The 18409-nt window shown below is 44.9% G+C and carries 21 protein-coding genes and 1 other annotated feature; all 21 genes read left to right on the top strand.

All coding sequences use genetic code 11. The annotated features are described in order from the left end of the window. Positions 1-163: 163 nt before the first annotated feature. The 21 genes from CHH48_RS18225 (at position 164) to rplA (ending at position 18402) form a co-directional block, all read left to right on the top strand. Positions 164-859, top strand: coding sequence for an MgtC/SapB family protein (locus tag CHH48_RS18225; protein WP_095220629.1), 696 nt, complete (start codon positions 164-166; stop codon positions 857-859). Between the two features lie 127 nt (positions 860-986). Continuing rightward, the gene (locus tag CHH48_RS18220; RefSeq protein ID WP_095220630.1) at positions 987-1445 is read left to right on the top strand and encodes a CtsR family transcriptional regulator; all 459 of its coding nucleotides are present in this window, start codon (positions 987-989) and stop codon (positions 1443-1445) included. Between the two features lie 21 nt (positions 1446-1466). Beyond that, entirely contained in the window at positions 1467-2009 is a 543-nt protein-coding gene (locus CHH48_RS18215) for a UvrB/UvrC motif-containing protein (protein WP_095220631.1), read from the top strand. Next, entirely contained in the window at positions 2009-3076 is a 1068-nt protein-coding gene (locus CHH48_RS18210; RefSeq protein ID WP_095220632.1) for a protein arginine kinase, read from the top strand. The genes CHH48_RS18215 and CHH48_RS18210 overlap by 1 nt, the downstream gene beginning before the upstream one ends. A 20-nt stretch (positions 3077-3096) precedes the next feature. Further along, complete coding sequence (clpC, locus tag CHH48_RS18205; RefSeq protein WP_095220633.1) at positions 3097-5526, top strand: ATP-dependent protease ATP-binding subunit ClpC; 2430 nt, start codon at positions 3097-3099, stop codon at positions 5524-5526. Positions 5527-5664: 138 nt separating this feature from the next. Continuing rightward, the gene (radA, locus tag CHH48_RS18200; protein ID WP_095220634.1) at positions 5665-7041 is read left to right on the top strand and encodes a DNA repair protein RadA; all 1377 of its coding nucleotides are present in this window, start codon (positions 5665-5667) and stop codon (positions 7039-7041) included. A gap of 172 nt (positions 7042-7213) precedes the next feature. Then, positions 7214-8323, top strand: coding sequence for a PIN/TRAM domain-containing protein (locus CHH48_RS18195; RefSeq protein WP_095220635.1), 1110 nt, complete (start codon positions 7214-7216; stop codon positions 8321-8323). 93 nt (positions 8324-8416) lie between these two features. Further along, a complete protein-coding gene (ispD, locus tag CHH48_RS18190) occupies positions 8417-9094 on the top strand; it encodes a 2-C-methyl-D-erythritol 4-phosphate cytidylyltransferase (RefSeq protein ID WP_095220636.1) in 678 nt (225 codons plus the stop codon). 14 nt (positions 9095-9108) lie between these two features. Next, the gene (gene ispF, locus CHH48_RS18185) at positions 9109-9585 is read left to right on the top strand and encodes a 2-C-methyl-D-erythritol 2,4-cyclodiphosphate synthase (protein ID WP_095220637.1); all 477 of its coding nucleotides are present in this window, start codon (positions 9109-9111) and stop codon (positions 9583-9585) included. A 24-nt stretch (positions 9586-9609) separates the two neighbouring features. Then, a complete protein-coding gene (gene gltX / locus CHH48_RS18180) occupies positions 9610-11079 on the top strand; it encodes a glutamate--tRNA ligase (RefSeq protein WP_095220638.1) in 1470 nt (489 codons plus the stop codon). A 43-nt stretch (positions 11080-11122) separates the two neighbouring features. Beyond that, positions 11123-11342 (top strand) — a binding site (T-box leader). A 55-nt stretch (positions 11343-11397) separates the two neighbouring features. Beyond that, positions 11398-12066, top strand: coding sequence for a serine O-acetyltransferase (gene cysE / locus CHH48_RS18175; RefSeq protein WP_176466507.1), 669 nt, complete (start codon positions 11398-11400; stop codon positions 12064-12066). Further along, entirely contained in the window at positions 12047-13447 is a 1401-nt protein-coding gene (cysS, locus tag CHH48_RS18170) for a cysteine--tRNA ligase (protein WP_095220639.1), read from the top strand. The genes cysE and cysS overlap by 20 nt, the downstream gene beginning before the upstream one ends. A gap of 3 nt (positions 13448-13450) precedes the next feature. Further along, the gene (locus CHH48_RS18165; protein WP_095220640.1) at positions 13451-13855 is read left to right on the top strand and encodes a Mini-ribonuclease 3; all 405 of its coding nucleotides are present in this window, start codon (positions 13451-13453) and stop codon (positions 13853-13855) included. Further along, positions 13845-14588, top strand: a complete 744-nt coding sequence (gene rlmB, locus CHH48_RS18160; RefSeq protein WP_095220641.1) for a 23S rRNA (guanosine(2251)-2'-O)-methyltransferase RlmB — start codon at positions 13845-13847, stop codon at positions 14586-14588. Before CHH48_RS18165 ends, rlmB begins: the two co-directional genes overlap by 11 nt. Before the next feature lie 2 nt (positions 14589-14590). Beyond that, positions 14591-15100 (top strand): NYN domain-containing protein, encoded by a 510-nt coding sequence (locus CHH48_RS18155; protein ID WP_095220642.1) that lies wholly within the window; start codon positions 14591-14593, stop codon positions 15098-15100. A gap of 86 nt (positions 15101-15186) precedes the next feature. Then, positions 15187-15837, top strand: coding sequence for an RNA polymerase sporulation sigma factor SigH (gene sigH, locus CHH48_RS18150; protein ID WP_095220643.1), 651 nt, complete (start codon positions 15187-15189; stop codon positions 15835-15837). A gap of 71 nt (positions 15838-15908) precedes the next feature. Then, on the top strand, positions 15909-16055 hold the full coding sequence (gene rpmG, locus CHH48_RS18145) for a 50S ribosomal protein L33 (protein WP_084160788.1): 147 nt from the start codon (positions 15909-15911) through the stop codon (positions 16053-16055). Between the two features lie 38 nt (positions 16056-16093). After that, entirely contained in the window at positions 16094-16270 is a 177-nt protein-coding gene (secE, locus tag CHH48_RS18140) for a preprotein translocase subunit SecE (protein ID WP_038565135.1), read from the top strand. Positions 16271-16420: 150 nt separating this feature from the next. Continuing rightward, positions 16421-16954, top strand: coding sequence for a transcription termination/antitermination protein NusG (gene nusG, locus CHH48_RS18135; protein WP_038565138.1), 534 nt, complete (start codon positions 16421-16423; stop codon positions 16952-16954). A gap of 164 nt (positions 16955-17118) precedes the next feature. Next, positions 17119-17544, top strand: coding sequence for a 50S ribosomal protein L11 (rplK, locus tag CHH48_RS18130; RefSeq protein WP_038565141.1), 426 nt, complete (start codon positions 17119-17121; stop codon positions 17542-17544). Positions 17545-17709: 165 nt separating this feature from the next. Then, positions 17710-18402: a 50S ribosomal protein L1 gene (gene rplA / locus CHH48_RS18125; protein WP_095220644.1), complete on the top strand. Its 693-nt coding sequence runs from the start codon at positions 17710-17712 to the stop codon at positions 18400-18402. Positions 18403-18409 lie beyond the last annotated feature (7 nt).

The raw sequence follows: 18409 nt of genomic DNA, 5'->3' as shown, positions 1-18409 counted from the left end.
GTTGCCAGGCAAAATGAAAGCTCCTGATAGGTTATTCTATAACTTATCAGGAGCTTTTTTGTATGTCTTGCTTTATACTTCTGACGATTAGGGGATATAAATACTTCATACTAATATGTCGATATTCATATAATGTAATGAGAGAGAAAGAAGGGAAGCACAGATGGAGCAGTACTTTGATGAACAATTTTTAACTGTAATGATGAAAATTATAATAGCAGTATTCCTCTCCGGAGCTATCGGGATGGAACGGGGGCTGGGCAATCACCATGCTGGTTTGCGCACACATATCCTCGTTGGCGTAGGGTCTTGTCTGATGATGATCCTATCTTTATATGGTTTTACAGCCTTCAGTGAGGAGCATGACTATGTACAGTTTGATCCCGCACGTATACCTTCATATGTGATCAGCGGTATCGGTTTCCTAGGTGCAGGAACAATACTGGTAAATGGTACGACAGTGCGAGGACTTACGACAGCTGCATCTGTTTGGACGGTAGCAGGACTAGGACTCGTTATTGGTGCAGGAATGTACATGGAAGCAGTATTCACTACTATTATCATTTTGTTGATTCTTATCTTCTTGAATAATTTTGAGAAGCTGTTTTTATCAAGTAAAAAGCAAAAAGTATATCGTCTGGAAATTGAACTGGATAGAGAAGAAGGTGTAGCACCTATCATGGAAATACTCGAACGTCATCATCTAGCGTTAACTAACATGAAGATGAGAAAACATCATCAAGACAGCAGAATGTTACATGTTGAGCTGGCAACACGTTACGCTATAAATGAAATGGAGCTCTTTGAGGAACTTACCAACCTATCAAATATCCGATCAGTTAGTACAGTGAAAAGTTAAAACCCTTTTAAGGGTTTTTTTCTGTTATTAGAGGCTATGCTAGGGAAGTAGAGCTTTGCATTCCTCCTGCAAAATGTATATAATAAAGTCAAAGATAGTCAAAGTCAAAGGAAGGGAGGCGACTTGTGTGAGCAATATATCGGACATCATCGAGGCTTATCTAAAGCAGATTCTTCAATCAACAGATACGCAGGAAGTGGAAATAAAGAGAAGTGAAGTGGCTAACCGTTTTCAGTGCGTGCCCTCCCAAATCAATTATGTAATAAAGACGAGATTCACTGTTGAGAAAGGATATCTTGTCGAGAGTAAGCGTGGCGGCGGCGGTTATATTCGTATCATTCGGGTAAAGCATCATACAGAAGCAAGTTTGATAGACGATGTAATTGAAATGGTGCAGCCGCGAGTTTCACAGCAGACTGCTAATAGTATCATCGAACGGCTTGCTGAAGAGAAGATATTAACTGAACGGGAAGCGAAAATCATGCTTAGAGCAACCAGCCGGGAGACACTAGCCTTTCCTCTTCCGCTTCGTGATGAAGTCAGGACCCGTATTTTGGTTTCAATGCTGACTGCTATCAAGTACTAGTCAGATAAGGAGGGTATTAGGATGGAATGTCAAGAGTGTCATATAAGACCAGCAACCTTGCATTTAACAAATGTCGTCAACGGACAGAAGACGGAAATGCATGTTTGCGAGCATTGTGCGAAAGAAAATGGATATGTCTCCTACGGCCAAGAAGGGTATTCCCTGCATAACTTATTATCTGGTCTATTCCATATGAACCCATCGACTGTTCAAGGACATAAACACTTCGCCCAAGCGCCAGCAGCACTTGCTTGCCCGAAGTGCGGGCTGACATATAATGAGTTCACCCGAATAGGGAAATTTGGCTGTGCTTCCTGCTATGAAACTTTCGAAGACAATCTGAATCCTATCTTCCGCCGTGTACACAGTGGCAATACAAAACACGAAGGTAAGATACCAAAGCGGATGGGTAGCGGTATAGAGAAAAAACGGAAGATTGCAGCATACCGGGAATCCATGCAGCAATACATTCAGGAAGAAGAATTTGAAAAAGCAGCGGAGCTCCGCGATAAGATTCGTTTGCTGGAGCAGCAGAAAGACGGACAGGAAGAGGGTGAGAGCTAATGTCACTAGAGAATTTCATGAGTGATGCCATCAGCCCTTGGATGAAAGAAAACGGACCGGACTGTGATATAGTCATGAGCAGCCGAATCCGCCTGGCCAGAAATTTTGAAAATCGCACTTTCCCTTTAATTGCTAAGGCAGAGGATTTAGATGACGTGCTTAATTTCTTCCAGGAAAGCTATCAAGACACTGATTTTAATGAACGAGGAACAATGCAATTCTTACGTATTGCAGATCTGTCACCGATAGAGAAGAAGGTATTCGTCGAAAAACACTTGATAAGTCCGCATTTAGCAGAACATGCGGAGGAGGCAGGAGTTTTGCTATCCGAAAGCGAACAAGTCTCTATCATGGTAAATGAAGAAGATCATCTGCGGATTCAGCTGTATTTACCAGGCTTCCAGCTGCGAAAAGCACTTTCAGAAGCTTTTGAAGTGGATGATTGGCTTGAGCAGAAGATAACATATGCATTTGATGAGGAAAGAGGGTATCTGACTACTTGCCCAACGAATGTAGGCACTGGACTTAGAGCCTCGGTAATGATGCATCTGCCTGCTTTGACCATGACACATCAAATGAATCGGCTGACACCAGCAATCAACCAGCTAGGACTTGTCGTACGCGGTATTTATGGCGAAGGCAGCGAGGCGCAAGGCAATATCTATCAAATTTCCAACCAGATCACTCTGGGGAAATCAGAACAGGATATTGTCGAGGATTTGGAGAGTGTAGTGAGCCAGTTGATCGAGCAGGAGAGGCAGGCTCGCGAGACTTTGACAGAGGAGCTGAGTATCCAGCTGGAGGATCGGGTCTTTCGTTCTTATGGTACATTGCTGCACAGCCGTATAATTGAATCAAAGGAAGCAGCAACTTGTTTATCGGATGTTAGATTAGGCATTGATATTGGGTATATACAAGATATGCCTCAATCCATACTTAATGAATTAATGGTATTAATACAGCCAGGCTTCTTGCAGCATTATGCAAAAAGGAGCTTATCTGGCAGAGAACGAGATGTATTACGTGCTTCCCTCATTAGAGAGAGGTTGCATTTAGAAAATAACTGACTGACCAAGGAGGAATTCCTATGATGTTTGGACGTTTCACTGAAAGAGCACAAAAGGTCCTTGCACTTGCACAAGAAGAAGCAGTGCGTCTGGGACATAACAATATCGGTACAGAACATATCCTATTGGGTCTTGTGAGCGAAGGGGAAGGCATTGCCGCTAAAGCTCTTACAACACTGGGATTGGAAACAGAACGTATTCAGGAAGAGGTTGAGCAGCTGATTGGGCGCGGCCAGAAGATCACGGGTACACCTTATTACACACCACGTGCGAAGAAAGTAATTGAGCTTTCCTTAGATGAAGCGAGAAAGCTTGGACATTCCTATGTGGGCACTGAGCATATCCTTCTAGGTTTGATCCGCGAGGGTGAAGGTGTTGCGGCACGCGTGCTGAATAACCTCGGTGTCAGCTTAAATAAAGCTCGTCAACAAGTGCTGCAGCTATTGGGTAGCAATGAGTCTTCTGCTGGGAAACAGCGTGGCAGCCAGTCTGCTAGAGCGAATACGCCTACACTTGATAGTTTGGCAAGAGATCTTACGGCGATTGCCAAAGAAGGAAATATCGATCCAGTTATCGGGCGCGAGAAAGAAATCGAGCGTGTTATTCAAGTTCTTAGCCGCCGGACGAAAAATAACCCTGTCTTGATCGGGGAGCCGGGTGTCGGTAAGACAGCAGTAGCTGAGGGACTTGCGCAGCAGATCATCAATAACGAGATACCGGAAATTCTTCGGGATAAGCGTGTCATGACGCTTGATATGGGTACTGTTGTAGCTGGTACGAAATATCGCGGAGAATTTGAGGATCGCTTGAAGAAAGTAATGGAAGAAATTCGCCAGGCGGGGAATATCATCCTCTTCATTGATGAACTGCATACACTTATTGGTGCAGGTGGAGCAGAAGGAGCAATTGATGCTTCCAATATTCTGAAGCCATCCCTTGCACGTGGTGAACTGCAGTGCATCGGTGCTACTACATTGGATGAATACCGCAAATATATCGAAAAGGATGCAGCGTTGGAGCGTCGTTTCCAGCCTATCCAAGTTGATGAACCATCTGTTGAAGAATCTGTTCAGATCCTTACCGGTCTGCGTGATAGATATGAAGCCCATCACCGTGTAACGATTACGGATGAGGCTATCCGTGCAGCAGCAGAATTCTCTGATCGTTATATCACAGACCGCTTCCTTCCGGATAAAGCAATCGACTTGGTTGATGAAGCAGCTTCTAAAGTGCGCTTGCGCTCTTACACAGCTCCGCCAAATTTGAAAGAACTTGAGCAAAAGCTAGAGGAAGTGCGTAAAGAGAAAGACGCAGCTGTTCAAAGCCAGGAATTCGAAAAAGCGGCTTCTCTGCGAGATACAGAGCAGCGCCTTCGTGATCAGCTAGATCAAACGAAAGACCAGTGGAAAGAAAAACAGGGTCAGGAAAGCAGTGAAGTCACTGTAGAAGATATTGCTTCTGTTGTTTCCATCTGGACTGGTGTACCAGTTGCCAAGCTGACTAAGGATGAGTCAGAACGTTTGCTTAACATGGAGCAGACACTTCATGGACGTGTCATCGGGCAAGACGAAGCCGTTGTTGCTATCTCCAAAGCAATTCGTCGTGCACGTGCTGGTCTTAAGGATCCGAAACGCCCGATTGGGTCATTCATCTTCCTTGGACCTACAGGTGTCGGTAAAACGGAATTAGCGCGTGCTTTGGCAGATTCAATGTTCGGTGACGAAGATGCGATGATCCGTATCGACATGTCGGAATACATGGAACGCCATTCCACTGCACGTCTTGTCGGTTCTCCTCCAGGATATGTAGGTTATGAAGAGGGCGGACAGCTTACTGAGAAGGTCCGTCGTAAACCATATTCTGTTGTATTGCTTGATGAGGTGGAAAAAGCGCACCCTGAAGTATTCAACATTTTGCTTCAAGTATTGGAAGATGGCCGTTTGACAGATTCAAAAGGTCGTTTGGTCGATTTCCGCAATACGATTCTGATTATGACGTCCAATGTAGGTGCTAGTGAGCTGAAACGCAGCAAGTCACTTGGTTTCACAATGGATAGCGAAGATCAGAACTTCAAGGATATGAAAGCGAAAGTGACAGAAGAGCTGAAAAAAGCCTTCCGTCCTGAATTCTTGAACCGTATTGATGAAACGATCGTATTCCATCCGCTTGAGAAGAAACATATGAAGGATATTGTGACGTTGATGGCGGATCAGCTTAAGAAACGACTTGCTCAGCAGGATATTGAATTCACGCTGACAGATGCAGTTATTGAGAAGATCGCTAATGACGGATTCGATGCAGAATATGGTGCTCGGCCATTACGCCGTGCAATCCAGAAGAATATCGAAGATCTATTATCAGAGGAACTCCTGCGCGAGAACATCAGCAAAGGACAACAAGTGAATATTGATGTAGATAAAGAAGGTAAGTATGTCGTTACAGGCAAATAATGAATAGGGAGGTGTTTTCGCCTCCCTTTTTGCTTTGATTTGTGTAATTTTTTCTATATTAATAATTTTGTTTGATATATTTCTGTAACTTTTATGCCGTAATTATCGTATAAAATGATGAAGAAGGATTTGATAGGTTTGGCAAAAAGAAAGACAAAGTATGTATGTCAGGAATGCGGATATGAATCTGCAAAATGGATGGGCAAATGCCCGAGCTGCAATAATTGGAATACCTTTACGGAAGAAGTTGTCACACCAGCTAGCAGCGGAGCCTTCCGTCATTCAAATACAACAACCACAGCTGCAAAGCCTCAGTCGATTACAGCCATCCACTCCGAAAAGGAACCGAGAGTTACAACGGATCTCCCGGAGTTCAACAGGGTGCTCGGCGGCGGTATCGTAGCAGGATCGCTTGTGCTTATCGGGGGAGACCCTGGTATCGGTAAATCTACCTTGCTTCTGCAAGTCAGTGCACAGCTGGCAGAGAAGGAATTGCCGGTTCTGTATATTTCCGGAGAGGAATCTGCCCGTCAGACGAAACTCCGAGCAGATCGTCTCGGTGTAAAGGCAGATCAGCTCTATGTGTTATCGGAGACAAATCTGCAGGACATCACACGGCATATTGAAGAAGTGAAGCCGGCGTTTGTTGTAGTCGATTCCATTCAGACCGTGTATCGGGAAGAAGTCACCAGTGCACCGGGAAGTGTTACACAAGTACGGGAATGTACAAGTGAGCTGATGCGGGTAGCAAAGACGAATGGCATTCCGATTTTCCTCGTTGGTCATGTAACGAAAGAAGGCGCCATCGCTGGTCCTAGAATGCTTGAACATATGGTGGATGCGGTTCTTTATTTCGAAGGGGAACGTCATCATACATTCCGAATCCTGCGCAGTGTAAAGAATCGGTTTGGAAGTACGAATGAAATGGGTATCTTCGAGATGAAGGAAGAAGGATTAAGGGAAGTTACGAACCCGTCTGAAATCTTCCTGGAGGAAAGGTCGCAAGGTGCTGCTGGATCAACAGTTGTAGCATCGATGGAAGGGACACGCCCTGTTCTTGTCGAGATCCAGGCACTTATATCTCCAACCAGCTTCGGAAATCCGCGCCGTATGGCTACCGGTACAGATCATAACCGGGTGCCGCTTTTAATGGCGGTGCTTGAGAAACGGGTCGGACTTATGCTGCAGAATCAGGATGCATACGTCAAGATTGCCGGCGGTATGAGATTGGATGAGCCCGCCATCGATCTGGCGGTAGCTGCCAGCATCGCATCCAGCTTTAAGGACAAGCCGACCAAGCCAGATGATGTCTTGATCGGAGAAGTAGGTCTTACAGGTGAAGTGAGACGTGTATCCCGGATTGAACAGCGTGTCCAAGAGGCGGCCAAGCTTGGGTTTAAGCGAGCAATCGTACCGAAGAAGAATTTGGATGGCTGGACGGTCCCGGCAAGTATTAAAGTAGTCGGAGTTAACTCCGTAAGTGAAGCACTTCATATTGTCTTGGGAGAGGATTAACCTCTCCTTAATTGGTAATATTTTTTGACATCTTCTCTGAAACTATGCTACTATGTAATGTTTCCTAAATTGACTGGGCATCTAAAACGTGCTACGGTTAAACTGCAATTATTTATTTTTACGTCTAATATATTTTATTTCAGGTAATACTTTCTGTTAGGAGGTGACAGTAATGTTAAAGCGAATCGTGCAATTATTTATTATCGTTGCAGGCGGTATGGTTGGGTTTCTCTACATTCCTAGATTGATGGATCTAGTGAACCTTACCAACATTGGTTGGCTTGATTCCCCGATCGTCGGATTGATTGGCGGAGCTATTCTATTATTCTTATTACTGTTTTGGGTGGTCGATTATATTGTCGGCTTCATCCATTGGGTGGAGGACTCACTAGTCAAGACACCTGCTGCTGATTTGTTCTTTGGCAGCATCGGGCTTATTATCGGATTGGTCGTAGCTTACTTGATTACGATTCCGATCCGCGGTATTGGTTTTGTGCTTGTTTCAGAGGTCTTGCCGCTGTTCGTCACAATTTTCCTTGGTTACATCGGGTTCCAGGTCGGCTTCAAGCGCCGGGATGAGTTCTTGAATATGATGACTTTGGCGAAAAAGGATAAGAAGAAAGCTGCGGATGAGCAAGAAGCTGGAGAAGAGAGTGTCCAGGCTGTTCAGCCTAAGTCAAAATTGCTCGATACAAGTGTTATCATCGATGGGCGAATCGCAGATATTTGCGAGACGAATTTCTTGGAGGGTACGATTGTCATCCCGCAATTCGTATTGAATGAATTGCAGCATATCGCTGATTCATCTGATGCGCTGAAGCGGAACCGCGGCCGTCGCGGTCTCGATGTACTGAACCGCATCCAAAAAGAGATGCCGAGTGTCAAAGTGGAATTCTACGAAGGTGATTTTGAAGATATTCCGGAAGTAGATTCCAAGCTAGTCAAATTGGCAAAAGTTATCAATGGTATTGTCGTAACAAATGATTTCAACTTGAACAAAGTATGTGAGTTCCAGAATGTACCGGTGTTGAATATCAATGACTTGGCAAATGCAGTGAAGCCGGTCGTCATTCCGGGTGAAGAATTGACTGTCCAGGTGATCAAAGACGGGAAAGAACATAATCAAGGTGTGGCTTACTTGGATGACGGTACGATGATCGTCGTCGAGGAAGGCAAAAATTATATCGGCAAGACAATCGAGGTACTCATCACGAGTGTATTGCAGACTTCTGCCGGCCGAATGATCTTCGCTAAGCCGAAATTACTTGAAAAAGCATTGTAAAAAAGTATAACATGATAGAAGTAGACAAAAGTGATAACATGGGATGTTATCGCTTTTGTTTGGATTCGACTTAAAATAAGGCGGTAAAAATAGATGTACTATCAAGCTATCGTGTTAGCTGCCGGGCAAGGTAAACGGATGCAGGCTGGCCATAATAAACAATTCCTTACAATTGGGCAAAAGCCGCTCATTGTCCATACGCTGAATGTTTTCGATCAGGATCCGTGGTGTGCATCGATCACACTTGTTGTAAGCAATTCAGATCGTGAATTGATGCAGCAGCTATTAGCAGCACAGAAATGGACTACGCCGATCAATCTGACAGAAGGCGGCAGCGAGCGACAGGAGAGTGTCCTGATGGGTCTGGAAGCATTGCCTGATAAGTCCGGTATTGTTTTTATACACGATGGTGCGCGGCCCTTTGTCACAATCGAGAGACTTCATGCCTTGGCTGAGGCATGTCTTGAGCATCGCGGAGCAATACTTGCGGTGCCTGTGACAGACACGATCAAGCTTCGCCGTGGTAATCGTCTGGAAACGATGGATCGAGGGCTGCTGTGGGCTGCTCAAACACCGCAGGCTTTTGATTACCAGCTCATCTATGATGCGCATGTATCGGCTAAGGTTGATGGGGTGCTGGGAACGGATGACGCCTCATTAGTGGAACGCCTCGATCAGGATGTGTTCATCGTAGAAGGCAGCTATGATAATATGAAGCTTACGACACCAGAGGATTTATACAAAGCGGAAGCATTTTTAAATGGTAAATAAAGCGAGGTCACATTATGTTTCGAATTGGACAAGGATTTGATGTACATGCATTTGCAGAGGATAGACCGTGTATCATAGGCGGGATTACAATCCCTTACGAACTTGGATTGCTAGGCCATTCAGATGCGGATGTACTATTACATACGATTGCAGATGCGTGTCTTGGTGCTTTGGCACTGGGTGACATCGGCAAGCATTTTCCGGATACTGATCCTGCTTTCAAGGATGCAGACTCGGAAGTACTGCTGCGGCATGTATGGCAGCTTGTAAAAGAAAAAGGATACAAATTAGGGAACTTGGATTGCACAGTTATTGCACAAGCACCGAAAATGGCTCCATATATCGATCAGATTCGTGAAAACGTAGCGGGGATGCTCGATGCAGAACCGGGTCAGATCAATGTGAAAGCAACAACGACAGAACAGCTTGGCTTCACTGGCCGGAAGGAAGGAATAGCTGCGCAAGCAGTCGTCCTTTTGCAGCAAGACTAACATAATCGAAAGGGAGTTATTCATATGTCAAAACCTGTACGTGTGCGCTATGCGCCGAGTCCGACTGGACATTTGCACATTGGAAACGCACGAACTGCACTATTCAACTATTTATATGCCCGTCATCATGATGGCAAATTCATCGTCCGCACAGAAGATACGGATCAAAAACGAAATGTTGAAGGCGGCGAGGAAAGCCAGTTCAGCTATCTGAAATGGCTTGGTATCAAATGGGACGAAGGTGCCGATATCGGCGGTGAATACGGACCATACCGTCAATTGGAACGCCTGGATATCTATAAGAAGTATGTAGATGAATTGCTGGACCGTGGTCTAGCTTACAAATGCTACGTGACAGAAGAGGAATTAGAGAAAGAGCGCGAGGAACAAAAGGCGAATGGACAAGTTCCTAAGTATTCTGGTGTGCATCGTGATCTGACACCGGAGCAGCAAGAGAAGTTTGAAGCGGAAGGCAGACAGCCAAGTATCCGTTTCCGAGTGCCGGAAAATAAAACATACAAATTTAACGATATTGTACGTGATGAGATCAGCTTCGAGTCCAGTGACTTCGGCGACTGGGTTATCGTGAAAAAGAACGGTATCCCAACGTATAACTTTGCTGTGGCAGTCGATGACCATCTAATGGAGATCTCGCATATCCTTCGCGGAGAAGAGCATATTTCCAATACACCGAAACAGCTTATGATTTATGAAGCATTTGGCTGGGAAGCACCGCAATTCGGACATATGACATTGATTCTTAACGAAAACCGTAAGAAGCTGTCTAAACGTGATGAGCATATCCTGCAGTTCATCGAGCAATATAAGAACCTCGGTTACCTGCCGGAAGCGATGTTCAACTTCATCAGTTTGCTTGGCTGGTCACCAGTCGGAGAAGAAGAGATCTTCTCCAAAGATGAAATCATCAAGATTTTCGATCCGAATCGTCTTTCCACTTCTGCTGCAATCTTTGATCCGCAGAAGCTGAAATGGATGAACAACCAATACATCAAATCAGAAGATGCTGGTCGTATCGAGAAATTGACATTGCCGCATTTGATCCAGGCAGGCAAACTTCCTGAGAACATGGAAGATTCCCGCCGTGACTGGGCAGCAGAGCTTATCGCTCTTTACAAAGACCAGTTGAACTATGGTGCGGAGATTGTCGAGTTGACGGAGTTATTCTTCCAGGAAGAAATCGTTTATGATGAAGAAGCATTGGCAGTACTTCAGGATGAACAAGTACCGGAAGTCTTGAAAGCATTCTCCGAACAGCTTTCAGCATTGGAAGCATTCGAACCGGATACAATCAAAGGTGCGATCAAATCGACACAAAAACAGACTGGTCAAAAAGGCAAGAAGCTCTTCATGCCGATTCGTGTTGCTACAACTGGCGTAACACATGGTCCAGAACTGCCAGACTCCATTCACTTGCTTGGCGAGACAGTTGTCCAAAATCGTCTTCGCGCAGCAATCGAACAGCTGACAAAGTAAAATATTCACTTTTTTGCTGAAATATAATATAGTAGTACTACACATTCGAACGTAGAAGAGGAGAAGTACGCATCTGTCTTTCCATCCAGAGAGAGCCGCATACGCTGCGAGCGGCTTTGGAGAGCTTTTGCTGAAATGCGCCTCGGAGTCTTTTGCCGAAATAATAGTAGGTAAAAGCGGTTCTCGCCGTTATCTGAGTGAAGCTGGGGAAGCCGTATGGGCTCGCCCAAATAGAGTGGAACCGCGCAAAAAGCGTCTCTGTCATTGTACAGGGGCGCTTTTTTTCGTGAAACGGTAGAAGCGGAAAGGAAGGGGAAAATGGGATTTTTCAAGATGCTGAAAGAGGATGTTATGGTAGTCTTCGACCAGGATCCAGCTGCTCGCTCTTATCTGGAAGTTATCCTAACGTATTCCGGCTTGCATGCCATATGGGCACACCGAATTGCACACCAATTCTACAAGCATAAATTCTATTTCCTTGCCCGTGTTGTTTCACAAGTGAGCCGTTTCTTCACCGGTATTGAAATACATCCCGGAGCCACGATCGGCAGACGATTTTTCATCGATCACGGCATGGGCGTTGTCATAGGTGAAACGTGCGAAATCGGTGATAATGTAACGATCTTCCAAGGCGTGACTTTAGGGGGGACGGGGAAAGAAAAAGGCAAACGACATCCGACCGTCAAAGACAATGCACTTATCGCGACAGGAGCTAAAGTGTTAGGTTCGATTACGATTGGTGCCAACTCGAAGATAGGTGCAGGTTCTGTGGTCCTGCATGATGTTCCGGATTGTTCGACCGTAGTCGGAATCCCTGGACGTGTCGTCATCAAAGACGGTGAACGTATTAGAAGAGATCTGGATCATCAGGATTTGCCGGACCCAGTTGCGGAGAAGCTAAGGAAAATGAATCTGGAAATTAAAGAACTACAGCGGGAATTAGCCGCAGCAAAAGGAGAGAAGCAGCATGTCGGTAAAAATTTATAATACATTGAGCCGTAATAAGGAGCCATTTGTACCGCTTGAAGAAGGAAAGGTAAGCATGTACGTTTGCGGCCCAACTGTTTATAACTATATTCATATCGGAAACGCAAGACCACCGATTGTATTCGATACAGTCCGCCGCTATCTTGAATATCGCGGTTATGATGTCACATATGTCATGAACTTCACAGATGTTGATGACAAAATCATCAATGCAGCGAAAGAGATGGGCGAAGATGTTTACGCGGTTGCAGAGAAATTCATCCAGGCTTATCAGGAAGATACATCTGCACTTGGAGTCAAAGAAGGTGCGCTCCACCCCCGTGTAACGGAGAGTATGGAAGAGATTATAGATTTTGTGCAAGGTTTGATTAATAAAGGGTATGCGTATGTATCCGAAGGCGATGTCTATTTCCGTACACGTTCCTTTGGTGGTTACGGTAAGTTGTCGCATCAGTCCATTGACGAATTGCGCTCAGGTGCCCGCATTCGTGTTGGTGAGCAGAAGGACGATCCACTTGATTTTGCCCTATGGAAAAATGCAAAGCCAGGAGAGATTTCATGGGAAACGCCATGGGGTGAAGGACGTCCGGGCTGGCACATTGAATGCTCCGCGATGGTGAAAAAACATCTTGGTGACACAATCGATATTCATGCAGGCGGAACTGACCTTACTTTCCCGCACCATGAAAATGAAATAGCTCAATCAGAGGCCCTTAATGGGAAGTCATTTGCGAACTATTGGATGCACAACGGGCACATCAATATTGATAACGAGAAAATGTCCAAGTCACTGGGCAACTTCATCCTTGCACATGATTTGATCAAGAAACATGATCCGCAAGTATTGCGATTCTTCATGCTAAGCGTTCATTACCGCAATCCAATCAATTTCACGGATGAATTATTGGAAAGTGCAAAGACTGGCTTGGCACGAATTAAAAATGCTTACGATAATCTGCAGCACAGAAAAGCTGCGAGCACAAATCAGGATAATAATGCGAATGGTGTAGTGGGAACGATCCAAGAGCTTAAAAATCGCTTCGAGGAAGAAATGGATGATGATTTCAACACGGCCAACGCTATTTCCGTCCTATTCGATCTTGCTAAAGAAGCAAATGTTTACTTGCAGCAGGAGCAAACATCCGAACAGGTTATCGAAGCATTTATAAAATCGTTCGAAGAGCTCGGCAGTGTGCTTGGTATCCAATTTGCTGCAGAGGCAGAATTGCTGGATGATGAAATTGAAGGCTTGCTCACGCAGCGTGTGGAAGCCCGCAAGAATCGTGACTTCCAGGAAGCAGACCGGATTCGTGACTTGCTTAAGGAGAAAAATATCATTCTTGAGGATACATCACAGGGTACGCGCTGGAAAAGAGGATAATGCATGGACGTGAAACAAATGAAAAGTTTGGCGCTCGCTTATATGGGAGACGCTGTTTATGAGATTTATGTCCGCCGGCATCTTCTGCAAAAAGGAGAAGTAAAACCAAATCAGCTGCACCACGCAGCGGTCACCTTTGTTTCTGCAAAATCACAAGCGAAGGTGATCCGTGATTGGCTCGAGCAGGACATGCTGTCGGAGGAAGAACAAGCAGTCTTTCGGAGAGGACGTAATGCCAAGTCCGGTACGGTGCCTAAAAATACGGATGTACAGACTTACAGATACAGCACAGGCTTTGAAGCGCTTATTGGGTATCACTATCTGCTGGAAGATACAGATCGTCTTGAAATCCTTATACAAGCAGCTATCAAACATGTAGAAGAAAGGAGTCAGCAGCATGGCAGATGAATGGATAATCGGAAAAAACCCTGTAACGGAAGCATTGCGGTCTGGCCGTTCAATTAATAAAATCATGGTTTCGGAGCATTTGCAGCCAAAAACATGGCAGTCGATACAGGAACTCGCAAAGACAAGCGGTACAATCGTACAGAAAGTACCGAAACGAAAATTGGATCAATTGATCGAGGGTGCTCACCAAGGGATTGTTGCTTCGGTGGCGGCATATGAATACAGCTCAGTGGATGATCTATTCCGCGTGGCAGAGGAACGGGGAGAGCAGCCGTTCTTCATCATCCTTGATGAAATGGAGGATCCGCACAATCTTGGTTCTATTCTGCGTACAGCAGATGCTGTCGGAGCGCATGGCGTCATCATTCCGAAGCGGCGTTCAGTCAGCTTGACCGCTACAGTAGCCAAGACGTCTGCAGGAGCTATCGAGTATATTCCGGTCGCCCGCGTGACGAATCTGGCGCAGACGATTGATCATTTGAAGGAACGGAATGTCTGGGTTGCTGGTACGGCAGCAGAAGGTGCGATTGATTATCGTCGTCTGGATGCAGTCGGAGCAATTGCCCTTGTAATCGGAAATGAAGGAAAAGGTATCAGCAGGCTTGTTCGGGAGAAATGTGATTGGACAGTTTCGCTTCCTATGCATGGTAAAGTCACTTCCCTTAATGCAAGTGTCGCGGCAAGTCTTCTCATGTATGAAGTAAACCGTCAGCGTCATCCCCTAGGGGAATAAAGATGGACATATTAGTGGTCGATGGCTATAACGTCATCGGGGCATGGGAAGAACTGCATGCACTCCGCCATAAAGATTTTGAACAGTCCCGCCAGCTGCTGATCGAGAAGTTGGCCGAGTATCAGGCTTACACAGGTCATCGGGTAATTGTCGTATTCGATGCCTATCATGTGAGGGGATTGGAGAAAAAATACGAAAATTATAAAGTAGAAGTTCTCTATACAAAAGAAAAAGAGACGGCGGATGACCATATCGAAAAACTGATTAAAACGTTGAAAAATGTCAAGACACAAGTTTACGTTGCAACTTCGGATTATGCAGAACAGCGTACTATATTTGGGCAAGGGGCACTCCGTAAATCTTCCAGAGAACTATATCTGGAGATAAAGCAAATCGAGCGGGAGATCGACCAGGAAATCCAAGAGTACAATACTCGACAATTTCCGCCAAAAATCCCTTTAAAACCCGAAGTGAGGGAAACACTCGAAGCATGGCGCAGAAGGAAGAAATAGCCAAAGTAGTATATTGACGGTTATTTAGACCGCCTGTATAATGACCCTATGAATTCGCGGTATACATGGTCAGGGGGAATCCTTAAGTGACAATTGTCAAGCAACGGACGGTAGACCAGGATTACGCAGTGATGGAAGATAGTGTTCTTGTAGATTTAGTCAAAGCAGGTCATGTTGATGCCCTAGATTTTCTGATTAACAAGTATCGAAATTTTGTCAGAGCGAAAGCTCGAACGTATTTTCTGATTGGAGCCGACCGGGAAGACATTGTCCAGGAAGGGATGATTGGTCTTTATAAGGCCATCCGTGATTTTAATGGAGAGAAGCTTGCTTCATTCAAGGCGTTCGCCGAACTTTGTGTGACCAGGCAGATCATCACAGCAATCAAGACGGCGACAAGGCAGAAGCATATTCCGCTTAATTCTTATGTATCGCTGGACAAGCCAATCTATGATGAGGAATCCGACAGGACTCTGCTTGATATCATAGTCAGCTCTAAAGCGGGTGATCCGCAAGACGTCTTGATCAATCAGGAACGGTTCCTTGATATGGAGCAGAAGATGGCGCAGCTGCTCAGTGAACTAGAGAGACAGGTATTGGCTCTCTATCTGGACGGCAGATCTTATCAAGAGATTTCTGAGGAATTGAAGCGGCATGTCAAATCGATTGATAATGCCCTGCAGCGTGTGAAGCGAAAGCTTGAGCGTTATCTTGAAATCAGCGAAGTAACGCTATAAGCCTCGTTGACAAGCCTTTTCATGCGTGCTACAGTAAAATTGTGTCAAAATACCCGAGAGGGTGAAGAGTTTTGCGTAAATCAGTTACATTAGCGTGCTCGGAATGTTTGAGCCGCAATTATTCCACAGCAAAGAGTGGGAATCAATCAGAACGCTTAGAGACTAGGAAATTCTGCAAACGATGCGACAAGCATACTGTCCATCGGGAGACAAAATAGACAACAATGCCTGTCGGCGAGAGTTTGGGGGTAGTACCATGAATCCTGTTACGTTTTTGAAAAATGTATCTAAAGAGATGAAGAAGGTAAGCTGGCCAACCGGTAAAGAACTATATCGCTATACGATCGTGACAGTTTTAACAGTCGTGTTCGCTGCTATATTCTTCGGTTTAGTTGATTTAGGGATCTCTGAGATTTTAAATTTATTCTTTTGAATAATGCCCGCTGATATATGCTATAATGGTATTAAATATTGCTCGTAGAAAAAAACCCGTTCTGTACGGGTTTTTTAAATTGGTCTTTTTGCCCAGCATCGACAATAACTAAACCAAAGGGAGGGAAGGACAAGCGCTTGTCCTGACAGCATGGAAAAAAGATGGTATGTCGTACACACTTATTCTGGATATGAAAATAAAGTAAAGGCCAACCTTGAGAAAAGACTCGATTCCATGGGAATGGAAGATAAAATCTTCCGCGTCGTTGTTCCTGAGGATGAAGAGACAGAAATCAAGAACGGTAAACGTAAGACAGCGATGAAGAAAGTCTTCCCTGGTTACGTATTGACTGAAATGGTCATGACGGATGATTCCTGGTATGTAGTTCGTAATACACCGGGCGTAACTGGTTTCGTCGGATCCACGGGTTCAGGTTCCAAGCCGACACCGCTTTTGGAGGAAGAAGTCGAAGTAATCCTCAAACGGATGGGCATGGAAGAGACACTTACAGAATTCGACTTCGAAGAGAAGGAAAGTGTTCGTGTTACTGATGGACCGTTCAACGACTTTACTGGAACAATCGAAAATATCGACATGGATAAACAGAAAGTGAAAGTTCATGTAAATATGTTCGGACGGGAAACGCCAGTGGAGCTTGATTTCTCACAAATCGAGAAATTATAATCCTGCAATCGGAATTTATTTGGAAGCCCCTTGCATTGTTTATAGATAAATGCTAGAATCTTAATGTTAATGACTATAGTCTATAATATATAGCTATACAGACATGTTGAGTGGGAGGGTGAAAAACCCTATTACCACATCACGGACTTAAGGAGGTGTGTCTCGTGGCTAAAAAAGTAATCAAAGTTGTGAAATTGCAGATCCCTGCAGCTAAAGCGAATCCAGCTCCACCAGTTGGACCGGCACTAGGTCAAGCAGGTGTGAACATCATGGGATTCTGTAAGGAATTTAACGCCCGCACGCAAGAGCAAGCTGGCTTGATCATTCCAGTTGAAATCACGGTATTCGAAGACCGTTCATTTACATTCATCACTAAAACTCCGCCTGCTGCAGTCTTGCTTAAGAAAGCAGCTGGTATCGAATCAGGTTCAGGCGAACCGAACCGTAACAAAGTTGCTACAGTTAAACGCGATGTAGTAAAAGAGATTGCGGAATCAAAAATGCCTGACTTGAATGCTGCAAACGTTGAATCAGCAATGCGTATGGTTGAAGGTACTGCTCGCAGTATGGGAATTGTCATCGAAGACTAATTCTGATTCAATCATAGAAACTGACGAGGTTGCGTGAATGGAGTATACCATTTCGCAGCCTTTTTAAAAGCCGGCATTTCCCGGCTGACAGCGGACACTTGTCCGCTCCGCTTTAACAAGTGGGAGGTCCTACCGTTAAAACCACAATCCGAGGAGGAAAAGGAAATGGCTGTAAAAAGCAAAAAGAAACAAGAAGCACTTAAGCTTGTTGACCGTACAGCATTGTACGAAGTAAAAGAAGCTGTTGAGCTTGTCAAAAAGACAGCTACTGCTAAATTTGACGAAACAATCGAAGCTGCTTTCCGTTTGGGAGTAGACCCTAAGAAAGCTGACCAGCAAATTCGTGGCGCAATGGTATTGCCGCACGGTACTGGTAAATCTCAACGCGTATTGGTATTCGCTAAAGGCGATAAAGCAAAAGAAGCGGAAGCTGCTGGTGCTGACTTCGTAGGCGAACAAGATCTAATCGCGAAAATCAACGGAGGCTGGTTCGATTTCGACGTTATCGTTGCAACTCCGGACATGATGGCTGAAGTTGGTAAATTGGGCCGTGTACTAGGACCAAAAGGTCTTATGCCTAACCCTAAAACTGGAACTGTTACATTTGACGTAGAAAAAGCTATCCAGGAAATCAAAGCTGGTAAAGTTGAGTACCGCGTTGACAAACAGTCCAACATCCATGTACCAATCGGTAAAGCTTCCTTCTCTGAAGAGAAATTGGAAGAAAACCTTGTTGCATTGATCGAACAACTTATTAAAGTTAAACCACAAGCTTCCAAAGGCCTTTACATGAAGAACGTAGCAATCGCTTCTACTATGGGTCCTGGAATCAAAGTTGACGTAGCACCATTCCGTTAATTGTCTG

The sequence above is a fragment of the Terribacillus saccharophilus genome (genome assembly GCF_002272075.1).
In the GTDB taxonomy this organism is placed as follows: domain Bacteria; phylum Bacillota; class Bacilli; order Bacillales; family Amphibacillaceae; genus Terribacillus; species Terribacillus saccharophilus_A.
This window is presented reverse-complemented; position numbering and strand designations above follow the sequence as displayed.

Excerpts from the sequence above, each read along its gene's own strand:
- ispD (WP_095220636.1), top strand. The coding sequence starts at position 8,417 with ATGTACTATCAAGCTATCGTGTTAGCTGCCGGGCAAGGTAAACGGATG.
- nusG (WP_038565138.1), top strand. The coding sequence starts at position 16,421 with ATGGAAAAAAGATGGTATGTCGTACACACTTATTCTGGATATGAAAAT.
- CHH48_RS18210 (WP_095220632.1), top strand. The coding sequence starts at position 2,009 with ATGTCACTAGAGAATTTCATGAGTGATGCCATCAGCCCTTGGATGAAA.
- CHH48_RS18155 (WP_095220642.1), top strand. The coding sequence starts at position 14,591 with ATGGACATATTAGTGGTCGATGGCTATAACGTCATCGGGGCATGGGAA.
- cysS (WP_095220639.1), top strand. The coding sequence starts at position 12,047 with ATGTCGGTAAAAATTTATAATACATTGAGCCGTAATAAGGAGCCATTT.
- CHH48_RS18165 (WP_095220640.1), top strand. The coding sequence starts at position 13,451 with ATGGACGTGAAACAAATGAAAAGTTTGGCGCTCGCTTATATGGGAGAC.
- CHH48_RS18195 (WP_095220635.1), top strand. The coding sequence starts at position 7,214 with ATGTTAAAGCGAATCGTGCAATTATTTATTATCGTTGCAGGCGGTATG.
- secE (WP_038565135.1), top strand. The coding sequence starts at position 16,094 with ATGAATCCTGTTACGTTTTTGAAAAATGTATCTAAAGAGATGAAGAAG.
- cysE (WP_176466507.1), top strand. The coding sequence starts at position 11,398 with ATGGGATTTTTCAAGATGCTGAAAGAGGATGTTATGGTAGTCTTCGAC.
- rlmB (WP_095220641.1), top strand. The coding sequence starts at position 13,845 with ATGGCAGATGAATGGATAATCGGAAAAAACCCTGTAACGGAAGCATTG.
- clpC (WP_095220633.1), top strand. The coding sequence starts at position 3,097 with ATGATGTTTGGACGTTTCACTGAAAGAGCACAAAAGGTCCTTGCACTT.
- CHH48_RS18215 (WP_095220631.1), top strand. The coding sequence starts at position 1,467 with ATGGAATGTCAAGAGTGTCATATAAGACCAGCAACCTTGCATTTAACA.
- rplA (WP_095220644.1), top strand. The coding sequence starts at position 17,710 with ATGGCTGTAAAAAGCAAAAAGAAACAAGAAGCACTTAAGCTTGTTGAC.
- gltX (WP_095220638.1), top strand. The coding sequence starts at position 9,610 with ATGTCAAAACCTGTACGTGTGCGCTATGCGCCGAGTCCGACTGGACAT.
- CHH48_RS18225 (WP_095220629.1), top strand. The coding sequence starts at position 164 with ATGGAGCAGTACTTTGATGAACAATTTTTAACTGTAATGATGAAAATT.
- ispF (WP_095220637.1), top strand. The coding sequence starts at position 9,109 with ATGTTTCGAATTGGACAAGGATTTGATGTACATGCATTTGCAGAGGAT.